Origin of the sequence: Roseburia sp. AF02-12 (genome assembly GCF_003461765.1) — a bacterium.
Taxonomy (GTDB): Bacteria; Bacillota; Clostridia; order Lachnospirales; family Lachnospiraceae; genus Roseburia_C; species Roseburia_C amylophila.
This window is the reverse complement of the sequence record NZ_QTXS01000002.1, coordinates 379,143-398,129: the sequence shown is the minus strand read 5'-3', so window position 1 is coordinate 398,129 and position 18,987 is coordinate 379,143. Positions and strand designations below refer to the sequence as shown.

The 18,987-nt window shown below is 41.5% G+C and carries 16 protein-coding genes and 1 riboswitch; of the genes, 3 read left to right on the top strand and 13 right to left on the bottom strand.

Annotated elements, in window-relative coordinates; all coding sequences use genetic code 11:
* Positions 1–58: 58 nt before the first annotated feature.
* From DV740_RS15215 to DV740_RS11435, 4 genes are all read right to left on the bottom strand, one after another.
* Entirely contained in the window at positions 59–271 is a 213-nt protein-coding gene (locus tag DV740_RS15215; protein WP_255415053.1) for a hypothetical protein, read from the bottom strand.
* A gap of 250 nt (positions 272–521) precedes the next feature.
* The gene (locus tag DV740_RS11445; protein ID WP_118088123.1) at positions 522–1,814 is read right to left on the bottom strand and encodes an ATP-binding protein; all 1,293 of its coding nucleotides are present in this window, start codon (positions 1,812–1,814) and stop codon (positions 522–524) included.
* Positions 1,815–1,949: 135 nt separating this feature from the next.
* The gene (locus DV740_RS11440; RefSeq protein WP_118088122.1) at positions 1,950–3,149 is read right to left on the bottom strand and encodes a class I SAM-dependent rRNA methyltransferase; all 1,200 of its coding nucleotides are present in this window, start codon (positions 3,147–3,149) and stop codon (positions 1,950–1,952) included.
* A gap of 1 nt (position 3,150) precedes the next feature.
* Positions 3,151–4,104: a DMT family transporter gene (locus tag DV740_RS11435; RefSeq protein ID WP_118088121.1), complete on the bottom strand. Its 954-nt coding sequence runs from the start codon at positions 4,102–4,104 to the stop codon at positions 3,151–3,153.
* A gap of 163 nt (positions 4,105–4,267) precedes the next feature.
* Here DV740_RS11435 and DV740_RS11430 point away from each other — a divergent pair, with 163 nt between their 5' ends.
* Together DV740_RS11430 and DV740_RS11425 are read left to right on the top strand one after the other, a co-directional pair.
* Entirely contained in the window at positions 4,268–5,296 is a 1,029-nt protein-coding gene (locus DV740_RS11430; RefSeq protein WP_118088120.1) for a glycosyltransferase family 2 protein, read from the top strand.
* A 78-nt stretch (positions 5,297–5,374) separates the two neighbouring features.
* The gene (locus DV740_RS11425; protein ID WP_118056599.1) at positions 5,375–6,715 is read left to right on the top strand and encodes a butyryl-CoA:acetate CoA-transferase; all 1,341 of its coding nucleotides are present in this window, start codon (positions 5,375–5,377) and stop codon (positions 6,713–6,715) included.
* 98 nt (positions 6,716–6,813) lie between these two features.
* Here the strand turns inward: DV740_RS11425 and DV740_RS11420 are convergent, their stop codons facing one another.
* The 5 genes from DV740_RS11420 to metK all read right to left on the bottom strand — a co-directional run bounded on the left by DV740_RS11420 (position 6,814) and on the right by metK (position 12,300).
* Positions 6,814–7,890: an AI-2E family transporter gene (locus tag DV740_RS11420; RefSeq protein ID WP_118088119.1), complete on the bottom strand. Its 1,077-nt coding sequence runs from the start codon at positions 7,888–7,890 to the stop codon at positions 6,814–6,816.
* Positions 7,891–7,907: 17 nt separating this feature from the next.
* A complete protein-coding gene (locus DV740_RS11415; protein WP_118088118.1) occupies positions 7,908–8,690 on the bottom strand; it encodes an RluA family pseudouridine synthase in 783 nt (260 codons plus the stop codon).
* Positions 8,691–8,699: 9 nt separating this feature from the next.
* Positions 8,700–9,389 (bottom strand): response regulator transcription factor, encoded by a 690-nt coding sequence (locus DV740_RS11410; RefSeq protein ID WP_022243614.1) that lies wholly within the window; start codon positions 9,387–9,389, stop codon positions 8,700–8,702.
* Positions 9,382–10,869: a sensor histidine kinase gene (locus tag DV740_RS11405; RefSeq protein ID WP_118088117.1), complete on the bottom strand. Its 1,488-nt coding sequence runs from the start codon at positions 10,867–10,869 to the stop codon at positions 9,382–9,384. Before DV740_RS11405 ends, DV740_RS11410 begins: the two co-directional genes overlap by 8 nt.
* Positions 10,870–11,112: 243 nt before the next feature.
* A complete protein-coding gene (gene metK / locus DV740_RS11400; protein WP_022243616.1) occupies positions 11,113–12,300 on the bottom strand; it encodes a methionine adenosyltransferase in 1,188 nt (395 codons plus the stop codon).
* Positions 12,301–12,453: 153 nt separating this feature from the next.
* Positions 12,454–12,555: riboswitch (SAM riboswitch) on the bottom strand.
* Positions 12,556–12,804: 249 nt separating this feature from the next.
* Here metK and DV740_RS11395 point away from each other — a divergent pair.
* Positions 12,805–13,935, top strand: coding sequence for an HD-GYP domain-containing protein (locus DV740_RS11395; protein ID WP_118056602.1), 1,131 nt, complete (start codon positions 12,805–12,807; stop codon positions 13,933–13,935).
* 274 nt (positions 13,936–14,209) lie between these two features.
* Here DV740_RS11395 and DV740_RS11390 read toward each other — a convergent pair whose 3' ends face one another.
* From DV740_RS11390 to DV740_RS11375, 4 genes are all read right to left on the bottom strand, one after another.
* On the bottom strand, positions 14,210–15,502 hold the full coding sequence (locus tag DV740_RS11390) for a UDP-N-acetylglucosamine 1-carboxyvinyltransferase (RefSeq protein ID WP_117841358.1): 1,293 nt from the start codon (positions 15,500–15,502) through the stop codon (positions 14,210–14,212).
* Positions 15,503–15,652: 150 nt separating this feature from the next.
* Positions 15,653–17,284, bottom strand: coding sequence for a M23 family metallopeptidase (locus tag DV740_RS11385; protein WP_242994298.1), 1,632 nt, complete (start codon positions 17,282–17,284; stop codon positions 15,653–15,655).
* Between the two features lie 3 nt (positions 17,285–17,287).
* The gene (locus DV740_RS11380; RefSeq protein WP_118088116.1) at positions 17,288–17,791 is read right to left on the bottom strand and encodes a shikimate kinase; all 504 of its coding nucleotides are present in this window, start codon (positions 17,789–17,791) and stop codon (positions 17,288–17,290) included.
* An 89-nt stretch (positions 17,792–17,880) separates the two neighbouring features.
* Positions 17,881–18,978 (bottom strand): peptidyl-prolyl cis-trans isomerase, encoded by a 1,098-nt coding sequence (locus tag DV740_RS11375; protein WP_158561560.1) that lies wholly within the window; start codon positions 18,976–18,978, stop codon positions 17,881–17,883.
* Positions 18,979–18,987 lie beyond the last annotated feature (9 nt).

Below are 18,987 nucleotides of genomic sequence, written 5' to 3'. Positions count from 1 at the left end.
CGTCGATACAGGCTGTACCGACGTTCCTTCAACACTTCACACTATTTAATTTTTGCAATCAAACTGCAATCATCTCTTTTTGTAAAGAAGTAATTCCGGATTTTCGCCATTTTCCTACCAGTGCATTTAATTTTTCAACCTTAGGAAGCCCGTCTATGTGAAGTTCATTTATTTCCTTTATTAGCTGTTGCTTAAACTCCTCAAACTCTCCATTGTCGCTAAGTTCATCATATTTTTTCCAATAATCTAACTTTGGGAGCATTTCTTTCATATATGCGCGCGCCTGCTCCTCTGTAAAATCATCGCTTACCATGTTTTTAACGCATATGTCGATTAATTCATCCATATCGTTATAGGTATATGTTCCGTTGGCTCATTCTGGGACATTCCTCTTTGTGTACGAAGTTCCAGAATAATATTTTTTGTCTCCATCGTTGCTACCTCCTTTATCCATATCATACCGGTAAATTCAGTTTCAGAAAAGCAACTTACTGTTGCTGTACGATAAGGCAACTAAAACTTTAGATGCAAAATACACTATATAGCGGAACTGATTTTATTCCTTTTGCCATCCCAAAATTTCTTGTTGAAATCCGGATTGCATACGAAGGATTATATTTTTCCATATAAACCATCATGCTTTTGGCTTTTACATGGTTACCAGCCTTACACTCTACCGGAATAACGTGACTTTCTTTTTGTATCAGGAAATCCACTTCCGCCGTATTATCAGACTCCCAATAATGAAGATCATAACCATTTGTTTTCAAAGCAATTGCAACATAGTTTTCTGTCAGTATGCCACGAAAATGCTCTGTTTCCATGCTTTGTAATGCTTCCAACGTCATTCCTATTCTTGCAGACATAATACCCATATCACTGTAATATAATTTGAATGCACTTACATCCTGATATGCCGCAACCGGATAAAATCCCTGACTGCACTTCATGCATTTATTCACAATTCCAGCCCGAATCAGCCAATCAATTGCATCTCCATATTGAGATGCCCGTGCTCCTGATTTTATCAGCTTGTATTGAAATTTTTTTGCATCTTTTGCCAACTGTGCCGGCAGGGAATCATACGCTTCAAAAATACGCACGGTGTCCGTCTGATTTGCATATTTTGTCATGTCTGCAATATAAGAATTTAACAGCATCTGACGAATTTCCGTCTGCTCCAATGGACTGTCTTTTGCAAGGTCTGCCTTTACTGCTGCCGGCATTCCTCCCACGATGCAATAATGATAAAATTCCTGCAAAGCTTCCTCGTGCAATATCTCATCTAACGGCTGATTATTTTCATAATGTTCCCGTATGGTATCCGAAAGCATCTGCTTTCCCTTAGCCCACAATACCTCTTCCAAATCCATCGGGTACATGGTAACCATCTGAACTTTTCCTACCGGAAATGAATATTTTTCACGGTTGACTGCTACACCCAGCAGACTTCCGGCAGCTATTACATGGTATTCCGGTGTCTCTTCTGAAAAATATTTTAAAGAAGTTAATGCTCTTTCACACATCTGTATCTCGTCAAAAATAATGAGCGTATTTTCCGGTACAATCTTTACCTGATAATATTTTTCTAATATGGCGATGATATAATCTGCATGAATATCTGTATCAAAATACTTCCCAATTCTTTCGTCCGTTTCAAAATTTACATAGACTGTATTTTTATAATATAATGCTCCAAATTCACGCATTTCAAACGTTTTTCCAACTTGTCTTGCACCATAAATAAGTAACGGCATTCTACTTTTTTTCATATTTTTCCATTCATATAATTTAGCAGTTATTTTACGCTTCATGTGTGTGCTCTCTCCCTTCTTTAAAATATCATCGCGTCTTTTAATGTATTATATTACATTTTTCCATACGAATCAACGTGTTTTTGCACACAAAAAAGTGGCAATTCACTTAGGACCTGCCACTTTCAAAAATTTTCACATCTCATCAACAACCTGGAACACATAGAACTTCAGATAATAGGATTCGTCCGCCGCCCAGAGAATCGGATGATCCGGTGCCTGGGTGCGGAATTCCACCTGACGCAGACGCTTGTGGACGCTGTGGGCTGCCTGTCCGATTGTCTTGGTAAACAACTCATACGTCATAAAATGGGAGCAGGAGCAGGTTGCAAGAAATCCGCCATTTTTCACAAGCTTCATGGCACGAAGGTTAATCTCACGATAGCCCTTGATGGCATTTTTAACAGAATTTCTGGACTTGGTAAATGCCGGTGGGTCTAAGATTACCACATCATACTTTTCGCCTGCTTCCTCTAATTCCGGCAGCAGTTCAAAGACATCCCTGCACAGGAATTTTACCGTGCCGGAAAGACCGTTCAATGCTGCATTTTCTTCTGCCTGATGTACGGCAAGTTCCGAAGCATCCACTCCGGTGACTTCTTTTGCTCCGGCAATTCCGGCATTTAATGCAAAGGAGCCGGTATGGGTAAAGCAGTCTAACACTCTTGCATCCTCACATAATTTCTGAATGGCAAGACGGTTGTATTTCTGATCTAAGAAAAATCCGGTTTTCTGACCATCCTTTACATCTACGATATAACGCACACCATTTTCTACAATTTCCACATTGGTATCAAATGCTTCTCCGATAAAGCCCTTCTTAAGCTCCATGCCTTCCTGTTTGCGGACTTTTGCATCACTCCGCTCATATACGCCGCGGATTGTAATGCCATCCTCTGCCAAAATTTCCTTTAAAAGCTTTACAATAAGCTCTTTGTAACGGTCGATGCCAAGTGCTAAGGACTGCACTACCAGCACATCTGAAAACTTATCGATAACCAGTCCCGGCAGGAAATCTGCCTCTCCAAATACCACGCGACAGGATGAGGTGTCTACCGTCTTTTTCCGGTATTCCCATGCCTGCTGCAATCGTGTCCGGAAAAATGCTTCATCAATAACTGTATCTTCTTTTCTGCTGAAAAGGCGCACCCGGATTTTGGAATTGCGGTTGATAAATCCAATGCCCATCGGATATCCGTCAAAATCGTGTACCAGCACCAGATCTCCGTTTTCAAATGTTCCCATGACACTTTCTATTTCATTATCGAAAATCCACATGCCACCGGATTTTACCATTCTTCCTTCGCCTTTTTTCAATGTTACAACTGCACTCATGTTAATCCTCCTTCGTAACCTCTTTCTTATAATTTACCACAAATATACCGATGCATACCAATATCAGGGCAATCACACTTTTGATGCCTGCTGCCTGCTCTTTTTCTCCCAGAAGCCATGCTGAAAGAATCACACCAAACACCGGGTTCATAAATCCAAATACCGCTACACGGGAAATCGGATTATATTTTAGTAAAATGCCCCACAGCGTGTATGCGACGGCAGAAATGCATGCCATGTAAAACAGCAGTCCAAAGGATGATGCCGTAAATCCGCTCACCCGTCCACCTGCTGCAAAGCCGCACAATGCCATAATAATTCCACCCACCAGGAACTGGTATCCACTCAGCATGACAGGATTTTCGGATTTGGAATACCGCTTTAACAACACGGAAGAAAATGCATACGCTACCGTTGACAGGAAAATAAATCCTTCTCCGGTCACGCTCATATGAAAATCAAATCCGCTGCTTCCCATATTTACCAGTGCCACGCCTGCAAATCCAATGATACAGCCTGCTATTTTCCGCGTCGATAATTTTTCCTGATGGAATAAAAGACTTGCTACCAGAATTGCCACGAATACATTTAATGCTTCAATAATGGACGCTTTTACCCCGGAGGTGTGCGCCAGTCCGATATAGAAAAGCAGGTACTGTCCCACAGTCTGCAAACTGCTTAATTTAAAAACTTTTCCAAGAGAGCCATTTGTCGGACGCAGAAACTGTCTGCTTCCGATACTTCCCAATATTATTGTTAAAATTCCCGCCAGCGTAAACCGATAGCCGGCATACAGAATCTGGGACGCCACCTCATCCGATGCAATGTACATCATCTGATAGCCGATTTTAATACACGGAAATGCACTGCCCCACAACAGGCAGCACACCAATGCTCCCAGCCAGACTACTATGGTTTTCTGCATGAATTTTTCTTTTGTTTCCATTGCTTTCATCCTTTTCTCAAGCTTTCGCTTTTCTTCTCATTCTTGTCTCATTTCATCATAGACACCAGTGCCGGCTCTGTCAAATAAATTCTGTCCCTACTGATATACTTTTTCCCTGAAATATGCGATAATAAATATGTTTGTATAGGTGCTTGCGAAAGGAGATGATTTGATGATAACAATAAGCCTTTGCATGATTGTAAAAAACGAGGAGCAGGTTCTCTCCCGCTGTCTGGATTCACTCGCCGGTCTGATGGATGAAATCATTATCGTGGATACCGGCTCTTGCGACCGCACCAGGGAAATTGCTACCCGCTATACCGATAAAATCTATGACTATATCTGGAAGGATGACTTTGCAGATGCCAGAAATTTTGCTTTTTCCAAAGCTTCCATGGAATACATTTATACCGCAGATGCAGATGAAGTCTTAGATGATGAGAACCGAGAACAGTTCCGGCTTTTAAAAGAAGCCATGGTTCCGGAGGTCGAAATTGTACAGATGAAATATGTGACCAAAAATGAATTTAATACGGTGCTTAACTTTAAAGAAGAATACCGTCCGAAGCTCTACCGGAGACTCCGTACCTTTACCTGGATTGACCCGATTCACGAAACGGTGCGCTTAGACCCGGTTGTCTTTGACAGTGATATTGCTATTACGCATCTTCCGCAGTCCCTGCACAGCAGCCGTGATTTCAAAGGCTTCTTACTGGCATTTGACCGGGACGGACGGCTTTCCGAAAAATTGCACCGGATGTATGCCAAAGAGCTCCTCATGACCGGGGAGAAAGAAGATTTCATTGCCGCCGCAAAAGTATTTCTTGCTACCCTGCAGGATGAAACCGCTTCTGGGGATGCCCGCAAGGAAGCCGGCTGTATCTTAAGCCGCTGCTACCGGATTACCGGAAATGTCAATGAATTTTTCAAGCTGGCACTGAAGGATATGATTACTACCCCTTGTGCAGAAATCTGCTGCGAATTGGGAAATTATTTTTTTGACGCAGAAGATTATGATGAAGCAGCCGTGTGGTACTACAACGCTGCCTTTGAAACTGCCAGCATTCTTGATGTCCATACCAGTGGAAATATTCCGCTGAACGGACTGGCTGACTGCTATGAAAAATCCGGGAATGCAGCCCAGGCGGAAGAATATAGAAATGCAGCCAGACAATGGCAGCTCCCAGACGATAATTCTTAGTCCCTTCGACTTGAATAATCATGTACGAAGTGGTACTATGATAATAATTTAACAAACAAAATATACAGGAGGTTTTTCATGGATTACACACAGGAATATAAACAGAAATTAGTCTCCGCAGATGAGGCTGTCAAAGTCATCAAATCCGGTGACTGGGTAGATTATGGATGGTGTACCGGAACTCCGGATGCACTGGATAAAGCCCTTGCAAAACGTACGGATGAATTAAAGGATGTCAACTTAAGAGGTGGTATTCTGTTAAAACCGTTAGCTGTCTTCGAACGTGAAGATGCCGGCGAACACTTTACCTGGAACTCCTGGCATATGTCCGGAATCGAGCGTAAATATATCAACCGTGGTTTTTCTTACTACGCTCCAATCCGTTATTCCGAGCTTCCAAGATACTATCGTGACTCCGCTACTCCGGATGATGTAGCAATGTTCCAGGTTGCTCCAATGGACAAACATGGATATTTCAACTTTGGACCAAACGCTTCTCATATGATGGCAGTTTGCGAGACTTCCAAGAAAGTTATCGTTGAAGTAAATAAAAATATGCCTCGCTGCTTAGGCGGATTTGAAAACAGCATCCATATTTCCGATGTTGATTTCATCGTAGAAGGCGAGAACCCGGCTATCGGTGAATTAGGTGGTGGCGGAGCTGCTACTGAAATCGATCAGGCAGTTGCAAAATTAATCGTAGATGAGATTCCAAATGGTGCATGTCTCCAGCTTGGTATCGGTGGAATGCCAAATGCTGTTGGTTCCATGATTGCAGAATCTGATTTGAAAGATTTAGGTGTACATACCGAAATGTACGTTGATGCATTCGTTGATATTGCAAGAGCAGGAAAAATCAACGGTTCCAAGAAAAACATCGACCGTTTCCGTCAGACCTATGGTTTCGGTGCAGGAACTCAGAAAATGTATGACTACTTAGATGAAAACCCGGAACTTATGAGTGCTCCGGTAAGCTATACCAATGATATCCGTTCCATTTCCGCACTGGATAACTTTATTTCCATTAACAATGCAGTAAATGTAGACCTCTTCGGTCAGGTAAATGCAGAGTCTGCTGGAATCAAACACATCAGTGGTGCCGGCGGACAGTTAGACTTCGTTCTGGGTGCGTACCTTTCTAATGGTGGTAAGAGCTTCATCTGCTGTTCTTCTACCTTTACAACCCGGGATGGTCAGTTAAAATCCCGTATCCTTCCTACCTTAGATCCAGGATCTATCGTAACCGATACCCGTGCCAACATCCACTATCTGGTAACAGAATATGGTAAAGTCAACTTAAAGGGACTTTCTACCTGGCAGAAATGTGAAGCAATTATCTCTGTCGCACATCCGGACTTCCGTGATGAATTAATCGCAGATGCAGAGAAAATGCATATCTGGAGAAGAAGCAACAAATAACTACGTAACTTTTAAAAATCCCATGGGATTATCCCATGGGATTTTTGCAATATGATAGGTGGAACCCTTATGATTCTGTCCATAAATGCACACAATTTTCATGTTATCTCTTTTTCCTCTCTTCCACAGATACTGCGATAAATTTCCCAGATTAAAAATCCGGAAAGCGGACCTAAAATAACACCGGCTGTTCCATATATTTTCAGACCTGCATAAATACTGATAATAACCGCCAGCGGATGCACGCCCAGCCCTCTTCCCATAAGCCTTGGCTCCATAAATTCCCGGATAAAGGTACTCAATATAAACAGTATACCATATATAACTGCCGCAAAATACTTTCCACGAAATAAATCGATAATCAGCCATGGTATAAAGACAAGTCCTGTGCCAATAAAAGGCAGTGCATCACTCATGCCAATCAGCACTCCCGCCAGAATGGCATAAGAATTTCCGGTAAGGAACAGACCTGCTATACATACGCCACTGATTAATGCCAATATAATAAGCTGTGCCTTAAGATATGTTCCACCGGCATGACACATATTTTGAAATATCCGTCTGCCCCAGGAATAAAAACTGCTTTTTCTCCAACGCTGCACCAGATTATCATAATCACAGAGTATCAGTACTGCCGCCACAACAGTTACAATGCAGATGCCAAAGAATGCTGCCAGTCCCCGCAAAGATGCCAGCGAACCATTCATCATTGCCGGAATCAGCTTCGTTTCTGCCTGACTGCTGACATATGCCGCGCAGTTTTTTCCCCACTGCACCATTGTCTCTGTTTTCATGCCGGTGATTTCCGCAACCCGCTCACAACAACTGCACCAGAGTGTATCTGCTTTTCCAAATAATGCCGGATAATTCGTTATCAGTGATGCAAGTTCGCAGATTCCCTTGTATACAAGATAGCCCATCGGCAGAAAAATCACTGCCAGCAGCAACAACACTGCCGCCGTACTTACAATTCCTTTGGGAAGCTTTGTTTTCTCTGACAGAAAGGCTACTGGTTTACATAATATTCTTGCAATAAGGATTGCCAGTAAAAAAGGAATTACAATCGGCAGTGCGAAACGCATTCCCAAATATACTGCAACTGTAATCCCTGCTAAATATATAATCTTTTTTATAAGTTGTCTTGTTTTTCCAGTCATACCATCAGTATGTGTCATACCGGGTTTTTTATGTATTATAAATCTGAGAACAAATGAAATGCCTGACCTTCCGGTGTTATCTGAAACTGCATCTTCTTTTTGCTAGTGGGATGCAGAAATTCCAGCCAGTAAGAACAAAGTGCCAGTGGCATCTGCCTCATTCCCGGCAGACTTTCATTCTTCCTTCCATACTTTCTATCTCCCACCAATGGCCAGCCATGATGCGACATCTGCACACGGATCTGGTGATGCCGCCCGGTCTCTAATTTTACTTCAAGAAGACTGATTTCTTCCGCAGCTTCAGTTTTTTCCGATGTTCCATCCGCTGTACCCGCTCCTGAAGCAGCTTTACCATCTCTGCCATCTCTATCATCGCTATCATCAAGCGTACTACATTCCAGCACCCGATAGGTTAACGCCGCCCGCTTTGCATCTGCGGTTCCCTGTTTTACGACAGAAGAAGTATTACTTCTGCCGTCCTTCTTAAGAAAGTCAATAAGCTGTCCTTCTTTCGGTTCTGCTTTTCCATATACCACTGTCAGATAATATTTTCCAAAACCATTTTTCTGCATCTGCCGGTTCAGCTCTGCTGTAGCTTCTTTGGTCTTTCCAAAGACCATTACGCCTTCCACCGGCTGGTCTAAGCGATGGATGATTCCAATAAAGGGAGTCTCTCCTTTTGCAGCAAGATAATTCCGAAGCAGGCTCTCCATATCCTGCTCGCCCATATGCTTCGTCTGCACTGCAATCCCTGCCGGTTTTACACAAACAAGCAGCTTGTCATCCTCATATAAAATATGTTCTGCAATCTTATACATATGTTTTTCCTATAATTTAAAGCGGTAACCCACACCCCAGATTGTCTCGATATACTGAGGCTTTGCGGTATCCATCTCAATCTTCTCACGAATCTTTTTGATATGTACCGTTACGGTTGCGATATCACCAACGGATTCCATATCCCAGATTTCTTTAAACAGTTCTTCCTTGGTAAATACATGATTCGGATTCTGTGCTAAGAATACCAGTAAATCAAATTCCTTTGTGGTAAATGCTTTTTCCTCGCCATTTACCCAGACGCGGCGTGCTGTCTTATCAATCTTGATTCCACGAATCTCAATAATATCATTTTCCTGCACATTGCTGCCAATCAGTCTTTCATAACGGGCAAGGTGTGCCTTTACTCTTGCTACCAGCTCGCTTGGGGAGAATGGTTTTGTGATATAATCATCTGCACCTAGTCCCAGTCCGCGAATCTTGTCAATATCGTCCTTCTTGGCAGATACCATAAGAATCGGTGTATTCTTTACTTCACGAATACGTTTGCAGATTTCGAAGCCGTCCATGCCCGGAAGCATCAGGTCTAAGATATACATGTCAAAATCAGATGCCAGTGCTTTCTCTAAGCCCCTTGCTCCATCACTTTCGATTTCGACATCGAAACCGCTTAACTCTAAATAATCCTTCTCCAGTTCTGCAATTGAAACCTCATCTTCAATAATCAATACTTTACTCATTTGGAACCTCCTGATATTTTCTCAGTACAAAATACATGATTGTACCTGTTTCTTCTTTACTGGTTGCCCATATCTTTCCGCCATGGTCTTCAATAATTTTACGGACAATGGATAAACCAATACCGCTTCCGCCGGTTGCGGAATTTCTTGAAGTATCTGCCCGGAAGAACCGGTCAAAGATATATGGCAGGTCTTTCTTTGCAATTCCTTTTCCATTATCTTCTATCTCTACCTGGATAAAATCACCCACATCCTTTACACGAATATTGATAAAGCCCTTCGGCTTATCCAGATATTTGATGGAATTATTAATAATATTATGAATGACACGCTTTAACTGCTCCGGGTCTGCAATAATCTGCACATCATCCCCAGCGTAATTAAAATACGATAAACCAATATTTTTTGCCTCTAAATCCAGGCCGATTTCTTCTACGCAGTCATCGAAATATTCCATTACATTTATCTTGCTAAAATTATATGGAATTCGATTAGTATCAATCTTTGAATAAAGTGTCAGCTCATTTAATAGTAAATCCATCTCATTGGCTTTATTATAAATGGTCTTGATATATTTATCCCTTTTTTCCGGCGTATCTGCCACACCATCCATCAGACCTTCCGAATAACCTTTCACAGCAGTAATCGGGGTCTTTAAATCGTGGGCAATATTACTGATTAAAACACGGTTTTCTTTCTCTGATGCCAGCTTCTCTTCTGCAGAATCTTTCAGTCTCTGCCGCATCTCTTCGAAGTTCTGGCACAGCTCGCCAATTTCATCATTGCTGTCTATTTCCAAAGTAAAATCAAGGTTTCCCTCTTTGATATTCTGGGTTGCCATCTCTAACTTCTTAATCGGAGTAATGATGCTCCGGTAATTCCATATGGTAAGCATACCTGCCGTCAACAAAAGTATCAATAACACAGAAATAATAATATCTATCAGAAGTTCCTTCATTTCCGGCACAAGTGATTTAATAGATGTAATTACAAACAACGTTCCTTCCGAACCATCCAAAAAATCAAAGTCAATCCGCTTAATCATTTCCTGTTTATCACTGTCAATGAAATAGCCGGTCTCTCCCCCTGTCTTTGTATCCATGTAATCCGGCAGATTTTCCGGAACCGTATTCAAATCATCCGTTCCCACATAGACTTCTTCATTATCCCTCATGACAATCAGGTAGGAGTTTTTCCCCTGCAAAGTCTCATTAACCTGCATTAAATATTTCATGTCCAGGAATTTGTCCGGGTCGCTTTCCGCTGTATCCAGTAACTTCTGACAACTGTCCTTTGTCACCCGGTTCCACATCTGCACCGTATTGGTCAGATAACTAATATTTCCATCTTCCACCTGATAGGTGTTGGCAATATCTCTTAACTGAAAATAACGGAATCCGCACATTGCCAACGCGGCCAATGTCACCGGCACAAATATGATAATACAAAATGATATAATCAGCTTTGTCCTTAGTTTCATTCTCAAGCCTCCAGTTTTTCATAATCATAGTATACCACATGCAGTCTCTTTTCCCATGAAAATTCTGAGAATTATTCTAAAGAATTTATAAATTATTTTCCAACCACCCAAAACTCTTTGCTGGTTTTCTCATTAAAATGCCAAAAGACCTCTTTCCGGCATTTCAATCATTTCCCTTAAGAAATAAATCTTTTCCGAAAAGAGGTCTTTCTTCTTTATACTATTCTGGAATCTATTCCAATATTATAAGTGTTTCTTTAATTCATCAACTTTGTCCAACGCTTCCCATGGAAGTGCAACATCGGTTCTTCCAAAGTGACCATATGCTGCTGTCGGGCGATAAATCGGTCTGCGTAAATCAAGCATCTTGATAATTCCTGCCGGACGAAGGTCAAAGTTCTCACGGATAATTTCTACTAATTTCTCATCAGAAACTTTTCCGGTACCAAAAGTATCAACCATAACAGAAGTAGGCTGTGCTACACCGATTGCATAAGATAACTGAATCTCACAACGCTCTGCAAGACCTGCTGCTACTAAGTTCTTAGCAACGTAACGTGCTGCATATGCTGCTGAACGGTCAACCTTAGTGCAATCCTTACCGGAGAATGCTCCGCCGCCGTGACGGGCGTATCCACCGTATGTATCTACGATAATTTTACGTCCGGTAAGACCTGCATCACCGTGTGGTCCACCGATTACGAAACGTCCGGTTGGATTGATGAAAAATTTAGTATTCTCATCAACTAATTCCTTTGGAAGGACTGGGTCAAAAACATATTTCTTAATATCCTCATGAATCTGTTCCTGGGTTACATCCTCGTCATGCTGTGTAGAAAGTACAACTGCCTCTAATCTCTTTGGTTTTCCAGCCTCATCATACTCTACAGAAACCTGTGATTTTCCGTCTGGTCTTAAGTATTTTAAAGTACCATCTTTACGAACTTTGGTTAACTGTAATGCCAGTTTGTGGGCTAAAGAAATCGGATATGGCATATATTCCGGTGTCTCGTTGGTTGCATAACCAAACATCATACCCTGATCTCCGGCACCGATTGCTTCAATCTCCTCATCAGTCATTTTATTTTCTTTTGCTTCCAAAGCCTTGTCAACACCCATTGCAATATCCGGTGACTGCTGGTCTAATGCTACCATAACAGCACAGGTATGTCCGTCAAATCCGGTTTCTGCATGGTCATAACCGATTTCATTTACAGTATTTCTTACAATTGCAGGAATGTCTAATTTTGCCTTTGTAGTAATCTCTCCTGTTACAAGTACAAATCCGGTACAGCTTGCTGTCTCACAGGCAACACGGCTCATTGGATCCTCTGCCATACATGCGTCAAGAATTGCATCTGAAATCGCATCACACATTTTGTCTGGATGTCCTTCTGTTACGGACTCTGATGTGAATAATCTTTTTTCCATCGTTTTCTCCTCTCGTTTTGTTGATTCCCTTATTAAGTATCTGGTGGGTGCGCTTGGCTCCTCTTTCTTCCAGACCTTTTTTCGCTGCTCACATAAAATAAAAAAACCGCTTACATCATAAGCGGACCCGATAACGGTAAAGATAATCAAATCCTCTTATTGTTCGACTTGCTCGCTCAGGTTGGCACCTTCCTTATGCTGTGGGGTTGCCGTGACTTCATTGATCCTATGTATCTCCATCACTCTGAATAAGAGAAATTACAATATTGAATTTTCAAATCTCTATGGGAGAGAATACACCTATTATATCGAAATGTCAAGCACCATATTTTCTCATCAACAGAGAAAACATTCCTTATTACTTTTTGTATCCTTTTGACAAATTTTAACGGTTTTTACTGTTAAGATTGACATTTTTGGCAAAAAGAATATACTTAAATAGGAATATAATTGTGATTTGTTCTATCATAATTATAAAATCCATCCAGAACGAGGACCACATGCATGAAAGAATATCAGACAAAAGATTTGTTACCAGGTATGGTTACAGCAATTCCTGTCCGCACCAAGCGTGGACAGCTTATTATTAATCCGAATGTAGAACTTACGCGTACCCTGATTTCCAGACTGGAATTTTATGGCATCGCCAGTGTGCAGATTACAGAAAATAAACAGACCGCTGCTCCAATGGAAACGCCAAAGGATCCGGCATATTTTCCTGCCAAAAGCCCTGTTTCTGCACCAAGTCCGGTTTCTGATGCTTCTTACTCACAGAAGCTCAAAAGTTCTCCGGAATTCCAGCGTTTTCAGGTGGATTTCACCCTGCGTTCCCAGGATTTAAAGAACTGTTTTGATGCTTACCTTTCCGATGGAGGAACCGTAAACAAAGAAGAGCTTTTATCAAAGACCATTTCTTTAGTAAGTCCAAAGCAGACCACTCTGGATGTCTTTGATATGTTACATAATATGCGTCAGGTCAACGACAGCACCTATGCACACAGTCTGAATGTTGCCATCATCTCCCGTATTATCGGAAAATGGCTGCATTTTTCCAATGAAGAATTAGACACTCTCACCCTTGCCGGTCTGCTTCATGACATCGGTAAGACAAAAATTCCGGATGAGGTCTTAAATAAAGACGGAAAATTAACAGATGAAGAATTCCAGATGATTCGTAATCATCCGAAATATGGCTATGATATTTTAAAATCCCAGCCATTAAATTCCCATATTAAAAAGGCAGCTCTCATGCACCATGAACGTTGCGATGGTTCCGGTTATCCAATGGGGCTTACCATGGAAGAAATCGATGACTATGCACTCATCATTGCGATTGCCGATGTTTACGATGCCATGACAGCAGCACGCTCCTATCGTGCTCCCCTTTGTCCGTTTGAGGTAATCGCCGAATTTGAAAAAGATGGTCTGCAGAAATATAAGCCAAAGTATATTCTGACCTTCTTAGAGAATATTGCCAATGCATACCAGAACAACCGGGTTATGTTAAGTGATGGTACTTCCGCCCGCATTGTTTTATTGAATCATCGTCGTCTTTCCAAGCCACTGGTTCAGTTAGATGATGGAGCCTGTATCGACCTTGAGAAAAGTCCTTTATATATCAAAGCAATCATATAAAAAGAATGTGCCTTGGCACATTCTAGCGCCTGCGGCGGTCGCTTGCGACATCTGCCTTATACGCCGCAGTGCGCATCCTCGCGGAGCGTTTTATACTTTACAGGAAAGCAATTTCCTGTAAAGTATAAAAGATATCTGATAACTATGCCTCATTTGCAGCATATTTACCAGATATCTTTTTTTGTTATGATAACGCTTTTTAACACTTCTGTCTCATTGCAATATTCATATTAGTATTTATATTCAGAACTTTCTATATTGTGATGCTCTTATCTTATGATACTTTCAATGTGAATTTCTGGATTTCTTTCTCGGAGCTTACTTTTTCAATCATTGCACCAAGGGAAGCTAATTTCTCTTCAAAATGTTCATATCCACGTTCAATATAATAAATATCATCTACAATGGTGATGCCTTCTGCTGCAAGACCTGCAATTACAAGGGCTGCACCTGCTCTTAAATCCGGAGCACTGACTCTTGCACCTGTGTATTTTTCAACACCGGTAATAATTGCAATATTGCTCTCTACTTTCACCTGTGCACCCATACGGGTCAGTTCATCTACATATTTGAAACGGTTTTCAAAAATACTTTCTGTTACGGTACTTGTTCCTTCTGCTAATGCTAAAAGCACCGACATCTGTGGCTGCATATCTGTTGGAAAGCCAGGATACGGCAAAGTAGTTACCTGGGTATGATGCAATGGCTTGCTGGATACCACACGTACTGCATCATCAAATTCTTCCACTTCACAACCAATTTCAATTAATTTTGCTGTGGTTGCCTCTAAATGCTTGGGAATAACATTTTTAACAGTTACATCACCTTTGGTTGCAGCCGCTGCAAACATAAAAGTTCCTGCTTCAATCTGATCCGGAATAATAGAATATTCTGTTTTATGAAGCTTCTCTACACCCACAATACGGATGACATCTGTTCCTGCACCACGGATATTTGCTCCCATGCTGTTTAAGAAGTTAGCTACGTCTACGACATGTGGCTCCTTAGCCGCATTTTCAATAATAGTCTTTCCCTCTGCCATGGATGCCGCCATCATAATGTTGATGGTTGCTCCTACAGAAACTTTATCTAAATAAATATGGTTTCCCACCAGATGCTCTGCAGTAGCAGAAATTAACCCATGCTGAATATCAACATCGGCTCCTAACGCACGGAAACCTTTCAGATGAAGGTCAATCGGACGGGTTCCGATTGCACAGCCACCCGGAAAAGCTACTTCTGCTTTCTTATATTTACCAAGTAATGCTCCTAACAGATAGTAAGAAGCTCTGATTTTATTAATATATTCATAGTCCACGCTCAAGTCATGAATCAGTGAACCGTTAATTTTTACCTTATGTTCTCCAAGACGTTCTATCTTAGCACCAATTCCCTCCATGGCACTTAATAACACATTAATATCACGAACGTTTGGTAAATTATCTATTATTACGGTCTCATCCGTCATAATTGCTGCCGCAAGAATTCCCAGTGCAGCATTCTTAGCTCCACCAATCTCAACTTCGCCAACCAAAGGATTTCCACCTTTAATCACATACTGTTCCATCTCGCACCTCTATGCTTAGATTCCCTACAAAATTGCAAACAAAATATTATAGTAACTTATTTCCTCTTTTGTCAAGTATTTCTCGTACCTCAAAAGAATTATCTACAATAGTATTATTATATTATATATTCACTGACTTGTAAATCGAAATTAATTCAGATAGTTCACCGGATTTACCTGGGAACCATTAATTAATATCTCAAAATGCACATGCGGACCTGTAGAACGTCCCGTACTTCCGCTTAATGCAATCACTTCACCCTGTGATACGCTCTGCCCTGCTTTTACCAGTAATTTACTGTTATGTGCATAACGTGTCATTCTTCCATCCGGATGGCTGATTAAGACACAGTTGCCATAACCGGAAACATAACCGGCACTGACTACTACACCATTGCTGGATGCAAATACCTTGGTTCCGGTCGGACATGCCCAGTCAATTCCTTTATGCATTCTGCCCCATCTTCTTCCAAAACCGGAAGAAACTCTTCCGCCAATCAGCGGTTTAATGTAAGTTGGCGGTATCTTGGTTCCACGCTCAATAACTGCCGGCGTTGACTCTGTCAGTATGGTCTGGTGGATCATACTCCGCTCCGTCTCAATTCCATTCTCTGTTGTCACCACCATATTAACCTCGCGATGTCCGGTAGTTCCCTCTGCAAGCACCACTTCGTCGGTCGTATACCAGGAATCATTCGGTACAATCTCCGGTTCTGCGGTATAATCCTCTTCATATACTACGCCTTCGCTGATCCGTAAGCTGATGTCCGGCTGAGGCACCGACAGAATCAGTTCTTCACCGGCACTGATTACTGCATCTTCCCCGGACAATCCATTGAGTGCGATAATTGCTGCCACCGATGTATCATGCTCCTGTGCAATGACCGACAGACAGTCTCCCGGCTGTATCTCATATATTTTATTCGTTTCTTTCTCTTTTGTTACTTCTTCCACCGCGGCATCTATATCCGTCAGAGTGTCCGCTGCTACCAGATTGGTGAACACTTCCACATCCTGTGCAAATTCCATCGAAAGAATTCCGGTTTCATAATTATTTTCCCCGGGATTCTCCTGTGCATCGGAAAGATAGGTCCCAAGCTGCTGCACAATACCGGCATCCGCAGAATCTTCTGTTTTTTCTGAATCACCTGTTTCTTTTAAGTTTGCAAGAAGCATTCCCTCCTGATGATCCGTTTCCTTTTTGAACTCTATCTCAAACCGATTGTCCGTATCCTGTTCTTCCTTCAAACGTCCTAAAAACGTTTCTACTTCATCTAAAGTTGCAAAAGAAAGCTGGTTTTCACCGGCACTTACCGTATATGCAAAGATTTCTCCGGAATTGTCTTTCTTAAGCTCCTTTGTAATCTTTTCTTTTAATGCAGTTTCACTTAACAGTTTCTGAAATGGCTTATGGCTTTCTGTTGTCTCATAAGAAATCTCCTGCATCAGATATCCTTCACTCTCTTTTGCCATTTGCCGCCGGCTTTCGTGTACTGCCTTTTCCACATCTGTCTTGCTGCTGACACAGCCTACCACTTTATTATTTACGGTTACCACAAAATAATTCTGTCCCAGTGAAAATTTCTGCAAAAGTACCACCAGTACCAGACAGACGAAAAATATGCCTGCTGCCCACATGCGGATACGAATCTTTTTATCGACTTTTCCAATTCTATTTAAAGTTGTTGATTTCTTTTTCTGCTCCTGCATCTTATCTGACTTCTTCATTTTATCTGATTCCTGCATCTTCACAGGTTCCTGTGCATTCCCTGGTATCTGCATCTTTTATTCCATCCCGAGTTTTTCTTTTACCACATCGATTGTTTCACGAATAGACAATCCCTCTTCACTTACGGTGATATCCGCATATTTTTCATAATATGCCGTTCTCTCATCATACAAATCTTTCAGGGTCTGTCCATCTTTTAATACTACACCGCGGTTTTTCAAATCACCAAGACGCTCTTCTAATATCTCATAAGATACGCTCAGATAAAGTACGGTTGCAATTTCTTTATAATGCTCCATGGCATTTGCACAATATACTGCACTGCCTCCCGTGGCAATGACTGCTTTATGTCCTTCTATTCTGCTGTTTACCTCATCCTCAATCTCAAGAAATCCTTCTGTTCCATGCTCTGCAATCAGCTCACACAAAAGCTTTCCAGTCTGTTGCTGGATGACTAAATCTGCATCCACAAAATTATAGCCTAATGCCTTCGCCAATACGACACCTACAGTACTTTTTCCTACGCCCGGCATTCCGATTAATACGATATTGTCTTTCATTCCATACTCCTGTATCTATGTGATAGAAAAGAAGCAGAAAAATAAATTTTCTGCTTCTCTATGTTCTTGTCACTTTGTAATTTCTGCAATTATTCTGTTGCTGCCTCTGATGCTGTCTCTGTCTCACTTACAGATTCTGTTTCTGTATCTGTTTTCTTGATGGTATAGAGCTTATCAAAATTAACAGCTGCCCATACATCATCATTTACCGTCCATTCTTTTTCTTCCTTGTAGCTGTCGCATACTTCAGTATATTTATCGGACTGACGCTGGGAAACAATTGTTTCTTTCTCTTTGTCGGTTGCATCACGGTCAAATTCACTGTCTAAGCGGATAACATAATATCCTTTTCCATCTACGGAAATCATGGAAGAAACTTCTCCCTCTTTTAACGCATCTGCTGCTGTAATAACGGATGCATCCATACTTCCGGTTGCTGTTCCATCTTCACCGATTTCATCACTGCCGTATGAATAAGTGCTTACAGTATATCCGTTGTCTGTTGCTGCTGCATCAAAATCGGTTTTCGCTTCTTCTGCGATTTTCTCTGCAGCTTTTTCTAATTCTGCCTTCTCATCATCGGTATATTCCACATAATTCTTGCTGTCATCATAATGTGCCTCGGTAGAAACCTTGATATAACTGAAGGTTCTCTGTGCCGCTTCTTCATCAGAAACTTCGGTGTCTGCAGTTGCAATGATTGCATTATACATCTTCTTCTGAATCAGGTTCAGTCGAAGCATTTCTGCTACATATTCTTTCTTGGCACCCATGGTCCTGATTGCTTCCTTACTGTTATCATCCATAAACTGCTGTGCTGCAGTATCAATATCAGAAAGCTCCTCATCCGTTATTTCCACACCATAGTCTTTCATATGGTCTTCTAAGAGATAATCGGTCTGAATCTGTGTCAGGATTCCATCTTTTACATTATCCTGCATAGTCTTACCGTTTCCGGATAAATCCTGTGACCACATATTTTCCTTAGCATATCCCATGGTAATATAGCTGTCATAGGATACTGCTGTATATTGTGCCATAAAGTTGGCAAGTCCAAGTGAAATCTCTTTATCTCCTAATGTAGCAACAACTGCATCTTCATCGATTCTGCTGCCACATCCTGTCATAGCTACGGAAGCTGCAGTAACAACCGCCAATGCAAGTGCTGTGAATTTCTTAAATCTCATATCACGTTC

Bases quoted from the DNA above. Each gene is read 5' to 3' on its own strand.
- DV740_RS11410 (WP_022243614.1), bottom strand. From the start codon at position 9,389: ATGAGTAAAGTATTGATTATTGAAGATGAGGTTTCAATTGCAGAACTG.
- metK (WP_022243616.1), bottom strand. From the start codon at position 12,300: ATGGAAAAAAGATTATTCACATCAGAGTCCGTAACAGAAGGACATCCA.
- DV740_RS11405 (WP_118088117.1), bottom strand. From the start codon at position 10,869: ATGAAACTAAGGACAAAGCTGATTATATCATTTTGTATTATCATATTT.
- DV740_RS11435 (WP_118088121.1), bottom strand. From the start codon at position 4,104: ATGAAAGCAATGGAAACAAAAGAAAAATTCATGCAGAAAACCATAGTA.
- DV740_RS11440 (WP_118088122.1), bottom strand. From the start codon at position 3,149: ATGAGTGCAGTTGTAACATTGAAAAAAGGCGAAGGAAGAATGGTAAAA.
- DV740_RS11445 (WP_118088123.1), bottom strand. From the start codon at position 1,814: ATGAAGCGTAAAATAACTGCTAAATTATATGAATGGAAAAATATGAAA.
- DV740_RS11420 (WP_118088119.1), bottom strand. From the start codon at position 7,890: ATGACACATACTGATGGTATGACTGGAAAAACAAGACAACTTATAAAA.
- DV740_RS11395 (WP_118056602.1), top strand. From the start codon at position 12,805: ATGAAAGAATATCAGACAAAAGATTTGTTACCAGGTATGGTTACAGCA.
- DV740_RS11430 (WP_118088120.1), top strand. From the start codon at position 4,268: ATGATAACAATAAGCCTTTGCATGATTGTAAAAAACGAGGAGCAGGTT.
- DV740_RS15215 (WP_255415053.1), bottom strand. From the start codon at position 271: ATGAAAGAAATGCTCCCAAAGTTAGATTATTGGAAAAAATATGATGAA.
- DV740_RS11375 (WP_158561560.1), bottom strand. From the start codon at position 18,978: ATGAGATTTAAGAAATTCACAGCACTTGCATTGGCGGTTGTTACTGCA.
- DV740_RS11415 (WP_118088118.1), bottom strand. From the start codon at position 8,690: ATGTATAAGATTGCAGAACATATTTTATATGAGGATGACAAGCTGCTT.
- DV740_RS11380 (WP_118088116.1), bottom strand. From the start codon at position 17,791: ATGAAAGACAATATCGTATTAATCGGAATGCCGGGCGTAGGAAAAAGT.
- DV740_RS11425 (WP_118056599.1), top strand. From the start codon at position 5,375: ATGGATTACACACAGGAATATAAACAGAAATTAGTCTCCGCAGATGAG.
- DV740_RS11390 (WP_117841358.1), bottom strand. From the start codon at position 15,502: ATGGAACAGTATGTGATTAAAGGTGGAAATCCTTTGGTTGGCGAAGTT.
- DV740_RS11385 (WP_242994298.1), bottom strand. From the start codon at position 17,284: ATGCAGATACCAGGGAATGCACAGGAACCTGTGAAGATGCAGGAATCA.